At 69.7% G+C, this 18,355-nt stretch carries 19 protein-coding genes and 1 pseudogene; 8 read left to right on the top strand and 12 right to left on the bottom strand.

Annotated elements, in window-relative coordinates; translation table 11 throughout:
- Positions 1 to 190: 190 nt before the first annotated feature.
- On the bottom strand, positions 191 to 451 hold the full coding sequence (locus AB0F91_RS28970; RefSeq protein ID WP_360602414.1) for a DUF397 domain-containing protein: 261 nt from the start codon (positions 449 to 451) through the stop codon (positions 191 to 193).
- A gap of 252 nt (positions 452 to 703) precedes the next feature.
- Here AB0F91_RS28970 and AB0F91_RS28965 point away from each other — a divergent pair, with 252 nt between their 5' ends.
- On the top strand, positions 704 to 970 hold the full coding sequence (locus tag AB0F91_RS28965) for a hypothetical protein (RefSeq protein ID WP_360602412.1): 267 nt from the start codon (positions 704 to 706) through the stop codon (positions 968 to 970).
- A 4-nt stretch (positions 971 to 974) separates the two neighbouring features.
- Entirely contained in the window at positions 975 to 1,229 is a 255-nt protein-coding gene (locus tag AB0F91_RS28960; RefSeq protein WP_360602410.1) for a hypothetical protein, read from the top strand.
- A 62-nt stretch (positions 1,230 to 1,291) separates the two neighbouring features.
- On the opposite strand, the gene AB0F91_RS28955 is transcribed toward AB0F91_RS28960, so the two are convergent.
- Entirely contained in the window at positions 1,292 to 2,140 is an 849-nt protein-coding gene (locus tag AB0F91_RS28955; protein ID WP_360602408.1) for an SAM-dependent methyltransferase, read from the bottom strand.
- Positions 2,141 to 2,309: 169 nt separating this feature from the next.
- Here AB0F91_RS28955 and AB0F91_RS28950 point away from each other — a divergent pair, with 169 nt between their 5' ends.
- The gene (locus AB0F91_RS28950) at positions 2,310 to 3,464 is read left to right on the top strand and encodes a glycosyltransferase (RefSeq protein WP_360602406.1); all 1,155 of its coding nucleotides are present in this window, start codon (positions 2,310 to 2,312) and stop codon (positions 3,462 to 3,464) included.
- Here the strand turns inward: AB0F91_RS28950 and AB0F91_RS28945 are convergent.
- Complete coding sequence (locus AB0F91_RS28945) at positions 3,421 to 4,278, bottom strand: helix-turn-helix transcriptional regulator (protein ID WP_360602404.1); 858 nt, start codon at positions 4,276 to 4,278, stop codon at positions 3,421 to 3,423. The genes AB0F91_RS28950 and AB0F91_RS28945 overlap by 44 nt on opposite strands.
- 274 nt (positions 4,279 to 4,552) lie before the next feature.
- Here AB0F91_RS28945 and AB0F91_RS28940 point away from each other — a divergent pair, with 274 nt between their 5' ends.
- The 3 genes from AB0F91_RS28940 (at position 4,553) to gndA (ending at position 7,529) form a co-directional block, all read left to right on the top strand.
- Positions 4,553 to 5,470, top strand: a complete 918-nt coding sequence (locus tag AB0F91_RS28940; RefSeq protein WP_360602402.1) for an MBL fold metallo-hydrolase — start codon at positions 4,553 to 4,555, stop codon at positions 5,468 to 5,470.
- A 190-nt stretch (positions 5,471 to 5,660) separates the two neighbouring features.
- Positions 5,661 to 6,056 carry a hypothetical protein gene (locus tag AB0F91_RS28935; RefSeq protein WP_360602400.1) on the top strand — a complete coding sequence of 132 codons (396 nt, stop codon included), beginning with the start codon at positions 5,661 to 5,663 and terminating at the stop codon, positions 6,054 to 6,056.
- Between the two features lie 36 nt (positions 6,057 to 6,092).
- Entirely contained in the window at positions 6,093 to 7,529 is a 1,437-nt protein-coding gene (gndA, locus tag AB0F91_RS28930) for an NADP-dependent phosphogluconate dehydrogenase (RefSeq protein WP_360602398.1), read from the top strand.
- Between the two features lie 45 nt (positions 7,530 to 7,574).
- Here gndA and AB0F91_RS28925 read toward each other — a convergent pair whose 3' ends face one another.
- From AB0F91_RS28925 to AB0F91_RS28885, 9 genes are all read right to left on the bottom strand, one after another.
- Positions 7,575 to 8,096 carry a hypothetical protein gene (locus tag AB0F91_RS28925; RefSeq protein WP_360602396.1) on the bottom strand — a complete coding sequence of 174 codons (522 nt, stop codon included), beginning with the start codon at positions 8,094 to 8,096 and terminating at the stop codon, positions 7,575 to 7,577.
- Between the two features lie 73 nt (positions 8,097 to 8,169).
- Positions 8,170 to 8,901 (bottom strand): Clp protease N-terminal domain-containing protein, encoded by a 732-nt coding sequence (locus AB0F91_RS28920; protein ID WP_360602394.1) that lies wholly within the window; start codon positions 8,899 to 8,901, stop codon positions 8,170 to 8,172.
- 85 nt (positions 8,902 to 8,986) lie between these two features.
- Positions 8,987 to 9,802 (bottom strand): MerR family transcriptional regulator, encoded by an 816-nt coding sequence (locus tag AB0F91_RS28915; protein WP_360602392.1) that lies wholly within the window; start codon positions 9,800 to 9,802, stop codon positions 8,987 to 8,989.
- Positions 9,803 to 10,567: 765 nt separating this feature from the next.
- Entirely contained in the window at positions 10,568 to 11,743 is a 1,176-nt protein-coding gene (locus AB0F91_RS28910) for a 4-hydroxybenzoate 3-monooxygenase (RefSeq protein ID WP_360602391.1), read from the bottom strand.
- A gap of 26 nt (positions 11,744 to 11,769) precedes the next feature.
- Complete coding sequence (locus AB0F91_RS28905) at positions 11,770 to 13,005, bottom strand: FAD-dependent oxidoreductase (protein WP_360602389.1); 1,236 nt, start codon at positions 13,003 to 13,005, stop codon at positions 11,770 to 11,772.
- A complete protein-coding gene (locus tag AB0F91_RS28900; protein ID WP_360602387.1) occupies positions 13,002 to 13,325 on the bottom strand; it encodes a 2Fe-2S iron-sulfur cluster-binding protein in 324 nt (107 codons plus the stop codon). The genes AB0F91_RS28905 and AB0F91_RS28900 overlap by 4 nt, the downstream gene beginning before the upstream one ends.
- A gap of 5 nt (positions 13,326 to 13,330) precedes the next feature.
- On the bottom strand, positions 13,331 to 14,497 hold the full coding sequence (locus tag AB0F91_RS28895) for a cytochrome P450 (protein ID WP_360602385.1): 1,167 nt from the start codon (positions 14,495 to 14,497) through the stop codon (positions 13,331 to 13,333).
- 86 nt (positions 14,498 to 14,583) lie between these two features.
- Positions 14,584 to 15,375, bottom strand: a complete 792-nt coding sequence (locus AB0F91_RS28890) for an IclR family transcriptional regulator (RefSeq protein WP_360602383.1) — start codon at positions 15,373 to 15,375, stop codon at positions 14,584 to 14,586.
- A gap of 19 nt (positions 15,376 to 15,394) precedes the next feature.
- Complete coding sequence (locus AB0F91_RS28885; RefSeq protein ID WP_360602381.1) at positions 15,395 to 16,735, bottom strand: nucleobase:cation symporter-2 family protein; 1,341 nt, start codon at positions 16,733 to 16,735, stop codon at positions 15,395 to 15,397.
- Between the two features lie 80 nt (positions 16,736 to 16,815).
- On the opposite strand from AB0F91_RS28885, the gene AB0F91_RS28880 reads away from it, so the two are divergent.
- Entirely contained in the window at positions 16,816 to 17,934 is a 1,119-nt protein-coding gene (locus AB0F91_RS28880; protein ID WP_360602379.1) for a 5-methyltetrahydropteroyltriglutamate--homocysteine S-methyltransferase, read from the top strand.
- A pseudogene (locus AB0F91_RS28875) lies at positions 17,931 to 18,247 on the top strand (NIPSNAP family protein). Before AB0F91_RS28880 ends, AB0F91_RS28875 begins: the two are co-directional and overlap by 4 nt.
- The last annotated feature ends 108 nt before the right edge of the window (positions 18,248 to 18,355 follow it).

The raw sequence follows: 18,355 nt of genomic DNA, 5'->3' as shown, positions 1-18,355 counted from the left end.
GCCCATGAGCGAATATCGTGAGTTGTCGAGTGATCGGCGACGGGTTGAGGTGCCTTGCTTGTGTCATCGGTCGACTGGCCGACTGCGAGCTTGACCCTGGGTCAGCAGGAATCACTCGTTCGAGTGATAGTTGGTGAACCTCTCACGCCGAGGCCCCCATGCGGCCTCCCCGGCAAATCGCGAACCCGCCTCAAGCGCCGGGCGGCAGGTCGAACTGCCCGGCCTTCACCGCGACCAGGAAGGCCTCCCACTCGCCCCGGTCGAACACGAAGACCGGGCTGGACGTGAGCTTCGTGTCGCGGACGCCGACGAGGTCGGGACGGCCCAGATTGACCTCGACGCAGCTACCGCCGTTGGGCTCACTGGCGAACGACTTCTCCCAGGCAGCGTCCTCGAACAGCCCCTCGGCCTCGTCCGGGTCGTAATCCTGGAGCGACGGATAATCCGTCATGGGTCGTACCTCCGAGCCTCCTGCAGGGCGTGCGGTCGCCACGCACGTCCCCGGCTTCTTTCTGTCACTACGGAGCAAACCGCAGGGCCAAGCGGGTGATCAACTCGGCCCGATCTCGACATGAAGATTATTCCAGTAGTAGGATTAATCGCATCGATCGGGGCGCCGGTGGTGGGTGAATGGCTTGCTGCATTCGGCCCAGCCCGCCAGCGGAGTCCACGAACCGTCGCCGACCTCGGGGGGAGGGACCGCGTGATCATCCAGGACAGCATGACGGCGAACGTGCTCATGACGGGCAGGCTCGCTCCCGGCACGGCCGGCGAATCCCGCCGCGTCGCGCACGTGTTCGAGGTGGACGCAGCCGGTTCTCCCACTGTGGTGCTCGCGCGGTGCGGGGAATCACTTCCCCGGACGCACGTCGAGTGGCTGGCGCCGGGTGTGGGCATGCCGTGCGAAAGCTGCCTCGGTCTGGCCGGAGCCGATCTGCCCCGGTCACCGCTATCGGAACTGGGGGTGTGATCTCATGGCCGTCCGGCTCACCACGCTCTTCCGCCGTGAGGATGAACACACTCACGGCCGGCGTGGGATCAACCACGAGCTGCGGCACCGCTTCGGCTTCAGCCTGATCCAGGCGCCGCTGCGCAGCCCGGTCACCTGGGACACCGACCTCGACGTGCCCGCCCCGCGCCAGCCGGACCTGGTCCGCGCCACGCGGCCGCTGGAGGCGCGCGTCGACCTCGCACCGCTCGTCCACGGACTGGGCCCGTCCCGCGCGTAAGCGCGACACAGACCACCGAACCAGCGCGCCCCGGGCCACCCTCCCGGGGCGCGCTTTCGTCGTTACGGCTTCCGTCCCACGGCGCAGATGCCGCCGCTGAACGACGGGTCGGCGGCCATGCGGTCGCTGTTGCGCGACTCGCCTTCCTCCGGCCGCCACTCCGAAACCCAGACCACGCCGGGGTCCACGAGCTCCAGGCCGTCGAAGAACTCCGCGAACTCCGCGCGCGAGCGGAAGTGGATCGGGGTGCTCGACTGCTTGTACTGCTCGTGGATCGACTCGCGGCTGTCCCCGTCGGACTCCGGCACGCCGTCGAGCGTGATGTGCGAGGCCATGAAGAACGAGCCCGAAGGCACGAGCGAGAGGTACTTGCGCACCATCTCGTGCGCTCCCTCCTCGCGGCCGATGAAGTACAGGACGCCGGACATGATCAACCCGATCGGGCGCTTCGGGTCCAGCACGCCGGTGTCGAGCGCACGCGGCCAGATGTCACCCGGGTTCCGCAGGTCACCGTGGAGCACCGCGTGCCGGTCGGCGACACCCTCGCGCTCCAGCAGGATTTGGGAGTGCGCGACGGCCACGGGCTCGTTGTCCACGTACACGCACCGCGCGTCGGGGTTCACCGACGTGGCGATCTCGTGCACGTTGCCCGCCGTCGGCACCCCGGAGCCGAGGTCGAGGTACTGGTCGATGCCGTTGCGCGCCATGTAGCGCACGGTGCGGCCGAGCAGCTCGCGCCCGGACTTCGCGATGGTCTTGATCATAGGGAAGGTCTGGACCGCGCGCTCGCCGAACTCGCGGTCGATGGCCCAGTTGGCCGTGCCGCCGAGGAACCAGTCGTAGATGCGGGCCGCGTTGGGCCGATCGAGGTCGATGCCCTCAGGGGCTTCGGGATCCGGTACCTGTGTCATCAGCTGTCCCTTTCCGACCCGCGGTGTGCTGGTGCGGACCAGTCTGCCGATCTCCCGGCGCGTCCCGCAGCCGACCCCTGATCGAGTGACACCCAATCGGGGGTTGTCGTGACGAAAGCCCAGGAAAACGACACGACCAGCCCCGTCGTCAACCACTACTTTGCCGGGAATGCGCTTCCTCTTCACCTTCGTCGGCGGCCGGGGCCACTTCGATCCGATGGCGCCCGTCGCGCGGGCCGCCGCGGCGCGCGGGCACACCGTCGCCGTGGCCGGGGCGGGCAGTCACGTGCCGGCGATCGAGCGCGCGGGGTTCACGGCACTGGCCACGAGCGTGCCTCACGCGCAAGTCGCACCGAAGCGCGAGCCGCTGCCGCCCGTCGACCCGGCCCGTGACGACTGGGAGATCCGGGAGCTCTTCGCGCGCCGCGCCGGCCGTGAGCGCGCCGCCGCGGTGCTGGAGATCATCCGCGACTGGCGGCCCGACGTCGTGATCCGCGACGAGGTCGATTTCGGCGCCGCGATCGCCGCCGAACGGCTGGGCGTGCCGTGCGTGACCGTCCTCGTGCTGGCCGCGGGAACGTTGCTGCGCAAGGACCTCGTGGCCGAACCCCTGCACGAGCTACGCGCCGGGCACGGCCTGCCGGCGGACCCGGAGCTGACGATGCTGGAGGGGCAGCTCGTGCTCTCGCCGTTCCCGTCGGCGGTCCGCGACCCGGCCTCGCCGTTGCCGCCCGGCGCGTTCTCGTTCCGCCAGGGCGACCCGGTCCGGCCACGGCCGCCGCACGAGCCGCCCGGCGTGTACTTCACTCTCGGCACGGACTTCAACACCGCGTCCGGCGACCTCTTCGAACGCACGCTGGCGGGGCTCGCGCGACTGACCGCGAACGTGACCACCACCGTCGGCACCCAGCTCGACCCGGCCGTCTTCGGGCCGCAACCGGCGCACGTCCGCGTCGAACGCTTCGTGCCCCAGGCCGAGTTATTGCCGTCGATCGACCTCGTGGTGTCCCATGGCGGGTCGGGCAGCGTGCTGGGCGCGCTGGCCCACGGTCTGCCGTCGCTCGTCTTCGCCATGGGCGCCGACCAACCCGGCAACGCGCGCCAGACCATGCGGCTCGGCACCGGCGTCGCACTGGACCCGGAAACCGCGACACCGGACGAAATCCACGAAACGGCCGTGCGGCTGCTCACCGAACCGCGGTGGCGCGAAGCGGCTCAGCGCGTGCAGGAGGAGATCAACGGCCAGCCCGGCGCGGAAGAAACCTTGCCACTGCTGGAAATCACTGCGACATCTGCGCCCGGTAGCCCTCGGCGAGCTCCTTGAGGAACTGCCGCGTCTCGCCGCGCTCCAGCGCCGCACCGCGGAGGCGGTCCCACGAGTCGACGAAGATGTTGAAGTCCTTGACGTCGTCGAGGTAGAGCCCGCCGGCGGAGTGTTCGATGTAGACGAAGTCCCGCGTGCGGTCGGGAAAGCGCATGATCGTGAAGTCGTTGGGCACCGCGGCGAGCTTCGCGCCGAAAGGCAGCACATGCACGTACACGCGGGGGTAGCGGTCGAGCGAAAGCATGTGCTCGACCTGGTCCAGCATCACGGCCGGCGCCGATCCGCCGGGAGCGCGGCGCAGCGCGCCCTCGCTCACGATGAACCGGTAGTACGGCGGCTGCTGCTGGTCGAACACGGCCTTGCGGTCGAGCCGGTTGCGCACCAGCGACGTGACGTCCGTCGCGCCGGCTTCCGTGAACTGCTTGAGCATGTAGTGCTCGGACTGCAGCGGACCCGGGATGCGCTCACCGTGCCAGGTGAGGATCTCCGCGGCGGCCGGCTCGAGGTCGGTGAAGGTGCGGAACCAGTGGGGCACCACCGACCGGTAGCCCGACCAGTGGCCGCGCTGGCCGGCGGCGGCGCGGGCCAGGTTCATCAGGGTGTCGGCTTCTTCGCCGTTGATCCCGAACGCGTTCAGCATCGATCGCACATCTCCGAGCTTGACCCCCACTGCTCCGGACTCGATCTTGTTGACCTTGCCCTGGGTGCAGCCGAGAACTTCGGCGACCTGCTGCTGCGTCATCCGCGCGGCGTTTCGAGCATGCCGGAGCTCGTTTCCGAGCTGCTTCCGGCGCGAGGTGACGGTGCTCGCCATCAGCCTTGCTCTCCCGGACCACTAACCGCCGTAGCGGTCTCTCGACCACTGCCGACGCGCGAACGTTCGAACCACCCAGGTTAGTACCTTTACCCAACGGGGTTCGATGATGACATCGCGCAGCGTTCCAGGAAATGATCCGAAAAGCCAGTCACCCCGAGTGTCACTCGGCTGGACCAGGCCATATGGCGCCCTTCGGACACCATCACTGCTCCATCCGGGCTACATCGGCGCCCGATTCTGCGCCGATCGGTTCTGCGGCATAGTGGCGGGTGTGATCGATCGCTCCCCCGGCGCCGCGAAAGTCGAGCGCCTCGCAGACGGTGTCTTCGGCTACGTCCAGCCCGACGGTTCCTGGTTCATCAACAACTGTGGCCTCGTGTCCGCAGGCGACCACACCGTGCTCATCGACACGTGCGCCACCGAGCGGCGCACGCGCGCCCTGCTGGCCGCCGCGGAGGCCACGACGGGACCCGTCACGACGCTCGTGAACACCCACCACCACTCCGACCACACCAACGGCAACTACCTCGTCGGTGGTGCGACGATCATCGGCCAGCGCAAGACGCGCGACGCGATGCTCGCCGCCGGCATCGAGACCTACGCCGGCGCGCTCGTCGGCAACGACTGGGGCCACCTGGAGCTGCGCGCGCCCGACGTCGTGTTCGACGACCGCCTGACCGTCCACGCCGGCGACACCGTGATCGAGCTCGTGCACCCCGGGCACGCCGCCCACACCACCAACGACGTGCTCGCCTGGCTGCCCGAGCAGCGCGTGCTGTTCGCGGGGGACCTGGTTTTCCACGGCGGCAGCCCGTTCGCGTTGATGGGCTCGGTCGCCGGCTGGCGCGCCGCCCTCGACGTGATCCGCGAGCTGGAGCCCGCGCTGATCCTGCCCGGCCACGGCGGCCCGTGTGGACTGGAGACGGTGGACGTCGTCGACGCGTACCTGAAGTTCGTCCAGGAGACGGCCGAACGCGGCAAGGCCGCGGGGCTTTCCCCGTTGCAGCTGGCGAAGGAGACCGACCTGGGGACCTTTTCGGACTTGTCCGAACAGGAACGGCTGGCCGGCAACCTGCACCGCGCCTACGCCGAACTCGACGGTGCGGAGTGGGGGGCGCCGATCGACCTGGTCGCGGCGATCACCGACATGGTCGCCTACAACGGCGCGCCCATCCGCTGTTTCTCCTGAGGTTCGCAGAAAGAACGCGCCCCTTCTGCCGGTCTGGCCGGAAGGACGGATAGGGCACGCCGTTGCCGACCAGCCGCCAAAGGGGAGCAGCACACGGTCTCCCCGGTCACCAGTGCCTTCTGGTCCGGCTCGCCGAGGGGCCGGCCGGCGGCTACGACCTGGCCCGGCCGCTCGAAGAAGCTCTCGACCCGTGTGGCCGGCGCAGCTCCCGAAGAGCTACGCGGAGCTGTCCCGGCCGGCCGAAACCGGCCTGATCGAGGTCGTCAGCCACGGTCCGTGCGGCCGCGAGGCGTACGGGATCACCGAGCCCGGGCTTGGCGTCGTGCGCGCGTGGCCGGCTGCCGACGAGGTCGACCACACATCGCGCACGGAGTCCGTGCTGCGTTCGTTCTTCTTCTGGCTGACGGAGCGGGACGACCTGGCCGTGATACGCGTGGCCGTGGAGGCGGCGGTCGGGATCTACCAGACGATGGCCGATGGCCCAGTGGGCACAGACTGTGTCCCCGGCGACAACGGCCGAGGACCGGTCATTCCCGAACTCCCGGTGAATGTTCTCGCAGGTTCGCCACGGCCCGAACGACGCTAGGCTCGCACCCGAGAAGAGTCTTCGGAAAGGGTTCGGATGAGCAAGAAGGCGAGCATCGGGGTCACCGGCTTGGCGGTCATGGGCCGCAACCTGGCGCGGAACCTGGCCCGGCACGGGCACACGGTCGCCCTCCACAACCGCTCCGAGGCGCGGACGCGCACGCTCGTCGAGCAGTTCGGCGACGAGGGCGACTTCATCCCGGCGTACTCCGCGCAGGAGTTCGTCGACGCGCTGGAGCGGCCGCGGCAGATCGTGATCATGGTGCAGGCCGGTGGGCCGACCGACGCCGTGATCGAGGAGTTCGCACCGCTGCTGGAGCCGGGCGACGTGATCGTCGACGCCGGCAACGCGCACTTCGCGGACACCCGCCGGCGTGAGGCCGCGCTGCGGGAGCGCGGGCTGCACTTCGTCGGCACCGGCGTGTCCGGCGGCGAGGAGGGCGCGCTCAACGGCCCGAGCATCATGCCCGGCGGCTCGAAGGAGTCGTACGAGTCGCTCGGCCCGCTGTTCGAGGACATCTCGGCCAAGGTCGACGGCGCGCCGTGCTGCACGCACATCGGCGCGGACGGCGCGGGCCACTTCGTGAAGATGGTTCACAACGGCATCGAGTACGCCGACATGCAGCTGATCGCTGAGTCGTTCGACCTGCTGCGCGGCGCCGCCGGCTACTCGCCCGCGGAGACCGCCGACGTGTTCTCGACGTGGAACACCGGCCGGCTCGAGTCGTACCTCATCGAGATCACCGCCGAGGTGCTCAAGCACGTCGATGGTTCGGGCAAGCCGTTCGTCGACGTCGTCGAGGACGCGGCGGAGCAGAAGGGCACGGGCCGCTGGACCGTGCAGATCGGGCTCGACCTGGGCGTGCCGATCAGCGGCATCGCCGAGGCCGTATTCGCGCGTTCGCTTTCGGGTTCGAAGCCCCTTCGCGCCGCAGCCCGCGGGCTGGCGGGGCCGGTGCGTACGCCGCTGAAGGGCGCCGCGCTGGAGACCTTCGCCGACGACGTCGAGCAGGCGCTGTACGCGTCGAAGGTCGTCGCGTACGCGCAGGGCTTCAACCAGATCCAGGCCGGCGCCACGGAGTACGGCTGGAACATCGACCTGGGCGCCGTCGCGTCGATCTGGCGCGGGGGCTGCATCATCCGCGCGAAGTTCCTCAACGACATCACCGCGGCCTACGCCGAGGACCCCGCCCTCCCGACGCTGCTGACCGCGGGCGCGTTCCGCAAGGCGGTCGAGGACGCGCAGGACTCGTGGCGCTCGGTCATCTCCACGGCGGTGCAGCTGGGTATCCCGACGCCCGGCTTCTCCACCGCGCTGGCGTACTACGACGGCCTGCGTGCCGACCGGCTGCCGGCCGCGCTGGTGCAGGGTCAGCGTGACTTCTTCGGTGCGCACACCTACCGGCGCGTCGACCGCGAGGGTTCGTTCCACACCCTGTGGGCCACGGATTCTCGCGACGAGGTCGGTGCTTGATCTTTTTCGAAGGGACCCCCGCCGTGGTCGGTGGGGGTCCCTTTTTCATCGGGTGTATTCGGCGAGCCAGGGCGGGACCTGCGGGCGGCGGTAGGTCTCGAGGTCGTCGCGGTAGTGCTGCGGCGGCAGGAGCTGGTGCTGTGGAAACGGTTCGTCGCCGTAGTCGTAGGTGACGCTGAGCTGGCCGCTGTTGAGCACGCTGAGGATCAGGCGCCACCACGGGCCGGCGGACATCTGCGCGGCGACGTGGCGCTGATTGCGCAGCATCGCGGTGATGGGCTCGGGGACGTAGACGTCCTGGTGCTGGTTGCCGGCGAAGAAACGCAGGAGCGCGATCTCGGCCGAGACGGTGAACGAGAACTCGGCGGAGAACCACTCCCAGCCTTGCGGCCCGAGCAGCGCCAGCTGCTGCACGATCGGCTCCAGCAGCCGGCTGGCTTCGGCGGCGAGGGCTTCGTCGTTGTTCGGCTTGTCCTCGATGATTTCGAAGCTCTGGACGATGGGAGGGCCGTCGCCTTGGGCGTCCTCGAACGCTCGGCGGAACTCCTCCATGAACCGGTCGGCCATGCCGGTCAGCCTAGGGGTGAGGCGGTCGCCGCCACCAGAAGCAGAGCAACGACGACCGCCGGCACCAGGTACCTCACTGCCCTCGCGCGGCCAGGATTTCGGCCAGGGCTTCGCGGATCTTCGCCTCCGCCGGCTCCTTCGTGATGCCCAGGCCGGCGAGCACCTCGTAGCCGGCGCCTTCGCCCTGCTCCAGGATCGCGAGCAGGATGTGCTCGGTGCCGATGTAGTTGTGGCCGAGGCGCAGGCCTTCGCGCAGGGTCAGCTCGAGCGTCTTCTTGCCGGCCGCGGTGAACGGCATCGGGTCCGGCACCGGATCGACGGGCTTGGGCAACCGCGCCTGCGCCGCTTCCTTCACGGCGTCGAGGCTCGCGCCCTGGAACACCATGATCCCGGCGGCCAGCGCGGCCGGTTCGGTGAGCAGCCCGAGCACCAGGTGCACGGTGTCGATGCCCGGGCTCTTCGCGTCCTTGGCCGCCTGCTGCGCCGCCACGACGACGTGCCGGGCGCGGTCGGTGTAGCGCCCGTAGAGGCGCTCGATCATGCCGCCCGGATCACCTCCGGGGTCGACCTTCGGCACGAACCTCTTCTGGGCCGCCTGCTTCGAGACGCCCATGCTCGTGCCGATGTCGGTCCAGGACGCGCCACTGCGCCGCGCCTGGTCGACGAAGTGGCCGATGAGGTGATCGGCGAGTTCCCCGAGGTGCTCACCCATGTACACGGCATCCGACAGCTGCGCGAGGGCGTCCTTGTCGTTGTTCGCCTTGATGGCGCTGATGAGGTCGTCGAGCTTTACCGGGTAGGTCATGTCGTCAACCGTAGGTTGACGACGCGGTCGTCGTCAACCCTGGGTTGACGACCAGTCCGGGCTCCGGTGGCCCAGCCCCGTTCGGTCAGGCGGCCGAGACCGGGATCTGCAGCTCGGTCACCCAGCCGGCCTCGTCGCCGTCGGTGTGCAGGTAGACCTCTCGCGCGTGGCCCGGTTCGGCGCGGTAGCCGTTGTCGTCGATCCAGCGCGCGAGAGCCTGGTACGACTCGGCGATGGTGGCCATCGTGCCGCGGTGCACGAGCGTCGCGGCGTGGTTGAGAGCCGGCAGCTCCACCTCGTCCAACCCGGCGGCCGCCGGCGACCCGACGTAGGGCGCGCAGGCCTGCACGTGCACCCGATCGTCGGCCGGCTCGTACCAAGCGATGGCCGGGCCGGCGAACTTCAGGCCCGCGCGCTCCATCCGCTCAGCCAGACTCGCGCACAGTCCGCCGACGACGGGCCCGATGTCGTCGTACTCGAACGACTCGGCAATCCCCCCGACGGCAACAACGCGAGCACCCTCGACCGGCTTGACCACAACGTCCAATTCGGACATGACGTCCTCCACTTCGATCAACCGGAGCCTCGCCTCGACGCGCGCCAGCCGCGCCGTCTCCGCCGTGACCCGCTCCGCCAGCTCCCCGCGGCGCAACCTGAGCATCCCGCGCAGCTGCTCCGCGCTGGGCCGCTCGTCGAGCACCTCGGCGACCTGCTTGAGCCCGATGCCGAGATCACTCAACGCCAGGATGCGGTTGAGCCGCGCGAGCTGGTCCGCCGCGTAGTAGCGGTATCCACTGTGCGGATCCACCCGCGCCGGCCTCAGCAGCCCGAGCGCGTCGTAGTGCCGCAACATCCGCACGGACACGCGGCCGACCTCGGCGAACTCTCCGATGCTGAACATGACGCCACCTACGTTCGGGTCTCACACGGTGTCAGAGTCAAGCGCGCTGCGCGGTGGGTTCGAAACCGGTGAGGTGTCGGGGGCCGGCGGTCTGCTCGTTTGCGGAGCTTGGTTCGAACGGTCCCCTCGCGCCCGCAGCACTGCGTCAAAGATCCGCTCGCGCAAAATCCACCGCACGAAAGGCCCACTCACGACATCGCTGCGGGGCGGACAGTCCAGTCGCAACGGCGCTCCGCGACATTCTCTCCGCGCCCTCAGTGTTGCGCGAAAGGTCCACTTGTGTCACCTGGGCGGCGCCGGAGGTCCACTCGCGCCACCGCAGCGGCACGAAAGATCCCCGCGCGAGCACAACGCAGCCGGAGAGGCCCACTTTCGTCTGCGTCATGGGGAGAGCGGCCCGCTCGCCGCCGACCTCAGTTCGAACGGTCCGCTCGCACACACAGCGGCGCGCGAGCGGACCGTTCGCGCTCACAGCACCGCACGAAGGGTCCGCTAGTGCCACCTACGCGGCGCGAAACGTCCCTCCGCGGCCGCTCCACGGCACGAAAGGCCCGGTCGCGCCGCCGCGCAGCACGAAAAGCCCGCTCCCGCCGCTCCACAGCACGAAACGCCCGCTCGCGCCGCCGCGCAGCGCGAAAGGACTCCTCGCGCCGGAGCCGCGGCACAACCGGTCCCATCGCCACCTCAGGACGGCGCGAAGGGTTCCCTCGCACCACGCCACCGGCGCGCGAAAGGTCTCCTCGCACCCAGGCTGGAGCTGAGGCATCAGGCTCCGAACGGCAACCCCACATAGTTCTCCGCCACACTCGTCGCCGCGGCGCGTGACGAAGCCGTGTAGCGGAGTTGGGACAGTTGCAGCCGGCGGGCGAACGCGTCGGCGCCCGGGTCGACGTGGAGCATGGTCGTCATGAACCAGGAGAAGTGTTCGGCGCGCCAGACGCGGCGGAGGCAGGTGTCGGAGTAGGCGTCGGCCAGGGCAGGGTCGCCCTTGACCAGCGAAACCAAGGCGCGGGAGAGCACCCGGACGTCCGCGACGGCCAGGTTCATGCCCTTGGCGCCGGTGGGCGGCACGATGTGGGCGGCGTCGCCGGCCAGGAAGAGGCGGCCGTGGCGCATGGGTTCGGCGACGAAGCTGCGCATGGGCGTGATGCCCTTGTCGAGGATCGGGCCTTCGCGCAGGGTGAACTCGCCGTCGACCGCCAGGCGCGCGGACAGTTCGGACCAGATGCGGTCGTCGGACCAGGCCGCGAGGTCCTCACCGGGGTCGACCTGCAGGTACAGCCGCGTGATTTCCGGCGAGCGCATGCTGTGCAAGGCGAAGCCACGCGGGTGATGCGTGTAGATCAGCTCCTCGTGCGAAGGCGGTGTCCGCGCCAGCACACCGAGCCACGCGAAGGGGTACTCGCGTTCGAAGAACTGCAGCACACCGTCCGGAATGGACGGGCGGGAGACGCCGTGGAAGCCGTCGCAGCCGACCACGGCGTCACATTCGAGAACCTGGGCGACACCGGCAGCGTCCACGTACCTGACCATCGGCCTCGGAGTGTCCACATCAGACACAGCAACGTCTGACACCTCGAACTCCAACGGCAAACCCTGACGCTCATGGGCGTCCACGAGGTCCTTCACGATCTCCTGCTGCCCGTACACCGTGATCGACCGCCCCGTCAGCTCAGTCAGCGCGATGCGGTGGTCCTGCCCGTCGAACCGCAGCGAAAAACCTTCGTGCGGCAAGCCTTCCCGGGCCAGCCGGTCGCCGAGGCCGATCTCGGTCAGTAGCTCGACCGTCGGTTGTTCACAAACCCCCGCGCGCACGCGTTGCCGCACGTACTCGCGGTCGCGCGCTTCCAGCACGACGGCCTCGACGCCTTCGGCGTGGAGCAGGTACGAAAGCAGCAGACCGGCCGGGCCGGCGCCGATCACAGCGACCTGGGTGCGCAACGGGGGTACCTCCGAACGAATGAACGTCAAGCCGCGGAACGCGACTTCAAATGGGCTTTCAAATCGAACGAGCTGGCTTCGAGGTCGGCATACGACGGGCGCAGCTCCGCCGTGAACAGCCGGCGCGCAGCGATGTGATCGGGCGGGCGGTTCACGGACTCGACGGCGATCAGCACGCCGTCGCGGAACGACAGCACGGAGAACCGCCCCTCGGCGCGGTCACCGGTCACCACGGTCTGGTCCGCGTTCGCGAGGATGCCGACGATCTGCAGCTTCGCGCCCGTCTGGTCGGTCCAGAACCACGGCAGGCTCTCGTACGGCGCGGCATCACCGGTGATCGCCGCGGCGACGCATCGCGCCTGGTCGACAGCGTTCTGCACCGACTCCAGCCGCGTCGCCGCGCCCGCGTGGACGCACGGGAAGTTGGCGCAGTCGCCGATCGCGAAGATCTTCGGGTCCTCGGTGCGCAGGTGCTCGTCGACGACCACACCGTTGGTCACCGTCAGCCCGGCCTGCGAAGCGAGCGTCGTCTCCGGCACCACGCCGACCGCGACCACGACCAGGTCAGCGGGCAACCGCGAACCGTCGGCCAGCTCGACCGACGAGACGTGCCCGCCGCCGTGCAGAGCCGTAACACCGGTTCCGAGGAGCACCGTGTGCCCGGCCTTTTCGTGCAGCTCCCGGAAAAACGCCGACACCTCCGGCGACGCCACCCGCGCCAGCAGCCGGTCCTGCGCTTCGACGACCGTCACGGGCCGCCCGGCGTGCGAAGCGAACTCCAGGCCGATGAAGCCGCCGCCGATGACCACGACGTTCGAAGCCGCTGCCAGCGAAGTGCGCAGCCGATCCGCGTCGTCCCGGGTCCGCAGCATCAGCACGCCGTCGAGATCCGCGCCGGGCACCGGCAGCACCCGGTTCCGCGCGCCGGTCGCGAGCACCAGGTGGTCGTACGAAAGCGCCTCACCCGACTCGAGAAGCACCCGCGAAGCAGCCCGATCCACCGAAGCCACCCGCCCCGGCACGAGTTCGATCCCCTTCTCCGCGAAGAAGTCCTCCGGCCGCAGCCGCAGCTGCTCCTCGCCCGCAGTGCCCTTGAGGTAGGCCTTCGACAGCGGCGGCCGCTGGTACGGCACGCCCGGCTCGTCGCCGACCAGGACCACCCGCCCGGTAAAACCCTTGTCGCGCAACGAAGCCGCGGCCTGGAAGCCGCTCTGGCCGCCGCCGGCGACGAGCACGGTCTCGGGCGAGGATCCTGTGGTCACAACTGCTCCTCCGGCAAGCGCAGGACCAGACCGTCGAGGTCCTCGGTCACCGGTAGCTGGCAGGACAGCCTGCTGGTGGCCGCCCTCGGGCTGGCCGTGCAGTCCAACATCTCCTCTTCATCTGAGCACAGGGGTCCAAGATCGTCGAGGCGCGCCGGGTCGACGTAGACGTGACAGGTCGCACACATGGCGTTACCGCCGCACTCGGCCACGATCCCGTCGACGCCGTGGTCGATCGCCACCTGCATCAGGGAGCGGCCGACCGTGGCGTCGACGGTCCGGGAGGTCCCGTCGGGCTGCACGTAGGTGACCTTGGGCATCCCGCTCACCGGACCCGCACCGGCAGCGACGCGAGGCCGCGCAGCGTGTTGGACAGCTGGGGCCGCGGCTCGCCGGCCAACTCGATCGTCGTGACGCGCCGGGCCAGCTCGGCGAGCAGCACCTCGCCTTCGAGCCGCGCGAACATCTGGCCGACGCAGGCGTGGACACCCGAGCCGAACCCGACGTGCCCGGCCGCGCGGCGCGTGATGTCGAACGTGTCGGCGTCAGGCCAGCGCCGGGGGTCACGGTTGGCGGCGGCCAGGAAGAGCAGCACCTTCTCCCCCGCCGGGATCCGCTCGCCACCGATCTCGACGTCGCGCGTGGTGGTGCGGAAGAACGTCTGCACCGGCGACGTGAACCGCACGACCTCCTCGAACGCCGCGCGCGAGCGTTCCGGCTTCTCGCGCAGGCAGACCCACTGGTCCGGATACGACGCGAAGCACAACACAGCGTTGCCCAGCGCGTGGACGGTCGTGTCGACACCGGCGCTCAGGAAGGAGCGCACGAGCAGGGCGCGCTCTTCCCCGGTGAACTCCGAAGCGGCTTCGTGGATCCGCGCGCCGAGCCCGCCTGGCGCCAGGTTCTCGGCGCGGCAGTGCTCGGCGATCCACTCGCGGGCCACGGCGCCGCGCTCCATGGCCTCGGTGAAGAGGTGGTTGCGGGGACCGAAGCCGTTGAAGACCATGGCGCCGTACGGCAGCAGGTGCTCACGACCTTCGGCGGGCAGGCCGACGGCGTCGGGAAAGACCTTGAGCGGGAAGGCCTCCGCGAAGTCGGCGACGGCGTCGAACTCGCCGCGCTCGACCAGCGTGGTCACGAGTTTCTCCGCTTCACGCGCGAAGGTGTCCCGGTACGTCTTCACGACCTTCGGCGTGAGCACGCTCGTCACGGTGTGGCGGGCCCGGTCGTGCTCCGGCGCGTCGGCCTCGAGCAGCAGGCTCGGCGGGCGCCACGGTGTCTCCTTGCGGAAGTCGCTGAGCCCGACGCCGGCGGACGAGCAGAACGTCTCGGGATCGTTCAACGCCTGCGTGACCTCGTCGGCGCGGGCCATCGCCCACACGTCGTAACGGCCGAGGCGCACGACGGGACCGGCGTCGCGCAGCCGACGGTGCAGCGGCACGGGGTCGGCGAGGACTTCGTCGGCGAACGGATCGTCGTCGAGCGTGATCACCGGGCCTCCTCACATCGTCGGGATGGCCCTCAGGGTGCTGGTTCACGGTCCTTGACCGCAGCACGCCTTCCACTGAGTGGAAGATTTCAGTGTGTTTCGCGATGTGCGTCTTCGGAAAGCCGCAGCGTTGCGCCGAGCGTCCGTGAAATACCGCGCGCCGCCGCCCGCACGGCCGGCACCAGCGTCAGCGGGTCCGTGCCCTCGGCCGGCACGACCACGGAAATCGACGCGACCACCGTGTCCGCCGCGCCGCGCACCGCCGCCGCGACGGACAACGCGGGCAGCTCGATCTGGCCGTCACTCACCGCGTAGCCATTGCGGCGGACATCGGCCAGCACCCGCCGCAGCTGCTCGGCCGAGCGGATCGTCTTGCCGGTGTACCGCTTGAGCGGCAGCCCGAGCACCTGTTCCTGCACCTCGGCCGGCGCGTGTGCCAGCAGCACGAGCCCCACCCCCGTCGCGTGCAACGGCAGCCGCCCGCCGACGCGCGAGATCACGTTCACGGCGCGGCGCCCGGAGAGGCGTTCGAGGTACACGACCTCGGCGCCGTCGAGCACAGCGAGTTGCACGTTCTGGTGCGTGGCTTCGTAGAGGTCCTCGAGGAACGGCATCGCGCTCTCCCGCAGCTGCGCCCCATGCGGCGCGAGCGACGCCACCTCCCACAGCCACAACCCCACGCGGAAGTGCCCCTCCTCGTCGCGCTGCAACGCTCCGCGCCGCACGAGCTCGCCCGCCAGCCGGTGCGTCGTCGACAACGGCAGCCCGGCCCGCCGGCTGAGCTCGGACAGCGTCAACACCGGTCGCTCGGACGTGAACGCGCCCAGCACGTCCAACACCCGCTTCACGACCGACGGTGGCCGCTGCGCGTTGTGCCGCATGGGTATCAGTGAAGCACCACTAGGGCGCCGACAGCAGATCCGGATCCTTGCGTGCCCCCAGGTGGTTGAACAGCAGGTTCAGCAGGAACGCCAGGATCGACGTCAGCGTGATCGGGCTGCCGCAGATGGTCTGAAGCCACGCGGGGAAGTGCTGGAAGAAGATGGACGTGCCGAAGCGGTCGGTGGCGAAGGCGGGCAGGAGGCCGACGCCGAGCGACACCGCGACGATGAACGTGTTGTGGTTGCCCGAGAACTCGACCTTCTTGAGGTTCTGCACGCCCACCGCGGCGACCATCGCGAACATGATCACCGCGACGCCGCCGACGACCGGCTCGGGAATCGCCGCGATGGCGGCGCCGACCTTCGGCACCAGGCCCATCACCACGAGCAGGCCGCCCGTCACGGCGACGACCCAGCGGCTGCGCACGCGCGTCATCTGGACGAGGCCGACGTTCTGGGCGAACGCGGTGTCGGGGAAGGAGTTCATGAAGCCGCCGAGGATGGCCGACAGGCCGTCGGTGGCGAGGCCGCGGGCGACGTCCGCGTCGGTGGCCGGGCGGCCCGCGATCTCGCCGACGGCGATCATGTCGGCGGTGGACTCGGTGAACGTCACCAGCATCACCACGCACATCGACAGCACGGCGGCGATCGGGAACGTCGGCGCGCCGAAGTGCAGCGGTGCCGCGAGCCCGAACCAGCTCGCCTGCCCCACGCCGCCGAACTGGGTCAGGCCAAGGGGAATCGCCACGATGAGACCGACGGCGAGCGCCACCAGCGGCGCGATCTGCGCCACGAACCCGCGCAGCACCCGCGTGAGGAGCACGATCAGCGCCACCACGCCGAGGGCGATCCCGAGGTGCGACGGCGTCGCGTAGTCGGGTGCCTCCGTGTCGTGGCCGGCGATCATCGCCGCGCCCGGGCCGAGCAGCGAGACGCCGATGACCAGCAGCAACGTGCCGGAGACCAGGGGCGGGAAGAACCGGATCATCTTCGCGAACGGCCGCGCCAGCAGCAGCCCGAACACACCCGAGGCGATCATCGACCCGTACACCGCGGTGAGGCCGTACTGCGAGGCGATCAGGATCATCGGGTTGACCACGGTGAACGTCGCGCCCGCGACCACCGGCAGCCGCACGCCGATGAGCTTGCCGATGCCGATGGACTGGACCAGCGTGGCGATCCCGGCCACGAAGAGGTCGGCGTTGACCAGCAACGCGATCGTCGCCGCGTCGAGCTTCAGGGCGCTGCCGACGATCAGCGGCACTGCCACCGAGCCCGTGTACATGATCGCCATGTGCTGCAGACCGAGCAGGAGCAGCCGCCCGGCGGGCAGGCCTTGGTCGACCGGGTGTTTGGTCATGGGGGCAGCCCTTTCACGCGGATCCGATCGCGCATCTTCTCACGACGCATACCGCCGGTTTGTGTGTGACGATGCGAGGCATGACTCCGCGTCCCCCCTTCCGCGCCGACCACGTCGGGAGCCTGCTGCGGCCACCGGTTCTGCGCGACGCCCGCCGCCGGCACGCCGCGGGTGAGATCACCGCCGAACAGCTGAAGGCCGTCGAAGACGACGCGATCCGCGACGTGATCAAGATGCAGAAGGTCGCCGGCCTGCCCTCGGCCACCGACGGCGAGTTCCGCCGCGCGTCGTGGCACATGGACTTCATCTACTCGCTCGGCGGCATCTCGCAGAGCGACGAGCGCCTGCACGTGAAGTTCCACAACCTCGCGGGCGACCTCGAGTTCAGCCCGCCCGGCCTGCAGGTCGACGGCCGCGTGCGGCTGGACCAGCCGATCTTCGCCGAACACTTCGCGTTCCTGAAGTCCCACGTGGACTCCGGGATCACGCCGAAGCTCACCATCCCGTCGCCGAGCATGATCTACTACCGCGGCGGCCGGGCGGCGGTGAGCGAAACCGTGTACCCGGACCTCGAGGAGTTCTTCGCCGACCTGGCCACGGCGTACGCGGCGCAGCTGACGGCGATGGGCGAGCTCGGGTGCACGTACCTGCAGCTCGACGACACCAGCCTCGCGTACCTGAACGACCCGGCGCAGCGCGAGCTCGTCGCACGCATGGGCGGTGACCCGGACACGTTGCACTTGCGCAACATCCAGCAGATCAACGCGGCGCTGCGCGGCCGGACCGAGGGCATGAGCGTGACGACCCACCTGTGCCGCGGCAACTTCCGCTCGTCTTGGGTGGCTTCGGGCAGCTACGAGTTCGTGGCCGAGGCCCTCTTCGGCGAGCTCGGCGTCGACGGCTTCTTCCTGGAGTTCGACGACGAACGCTCCGGCGGCTTCGAGCCGCTGCGGTTCGTCCCGCCGGGCAAGCGCGTGGTGCTCGGCTTGGTGACCACGAAGCGCCCCGAGCTGGAAGACGCGGACACGTTGGTGCGTCGCATCGAGGAAGCCTCGCGGTTCGTCGACATCGACCAGCTGTGCCTCTCGCCGCAGTGCGGCTTTTCCTCCACGGAGGAGGGCAACGAGCTCTCCATGGACGACCAGCTGCGCAAGCTCGAGCTCATCGTCTCGACCGCCGAACGGGTGTGGGGCCGGTGATCACCTGCGTGGTCGACTATGTCATCGATCCCGCGAAGATCACCGAGTTCGAACGCTTCGCGCAGGCGTGGATGCGCCTGGTCACCCGCGAGGGCGGCGTGCACCACGGCTACTTCCTGCCGCGGAGGGCGCGAGTGACGAGGCGAGGGCGCTGTTCAGCTTCGAAAACCTCGCCGCGTACGAGCGGTACCGCGCGCTCTTCGGCCTCGACCCGGACTTCGTCGCGGCCGACCGCATCCGGGACGAGTCGGGCTGCGTCGTGCGGCACCGCCGCAGCTTCATTCGGCCGCTGATGCCGGACGACGACGGCTGACCCACGGGCACGAGCGGTGCCGGTGCGGGTCGGATTCCGCGCGCCGCAACACTTTCCGCGCCACGGGAGGCGCGCAGCGGGGTTTCGCAGCCGGACGCGTCTGACCAG

Origin of the sequence: Amycolatopsis sp. NPDC023774, from assembly GCF_040639695.1 — a bacterium.
Classification (GTDB): Bacteria; Actinomycetota; Actinomycetes; order Mycobacteriales; family Pseudonocardiaceae; genus Amycolatopsis.
The sequence above is the reverse complement of the archived record's forward strand: the minus strand, read 5'-3'. Positions and strand labels throughout refer to the sequence as shown.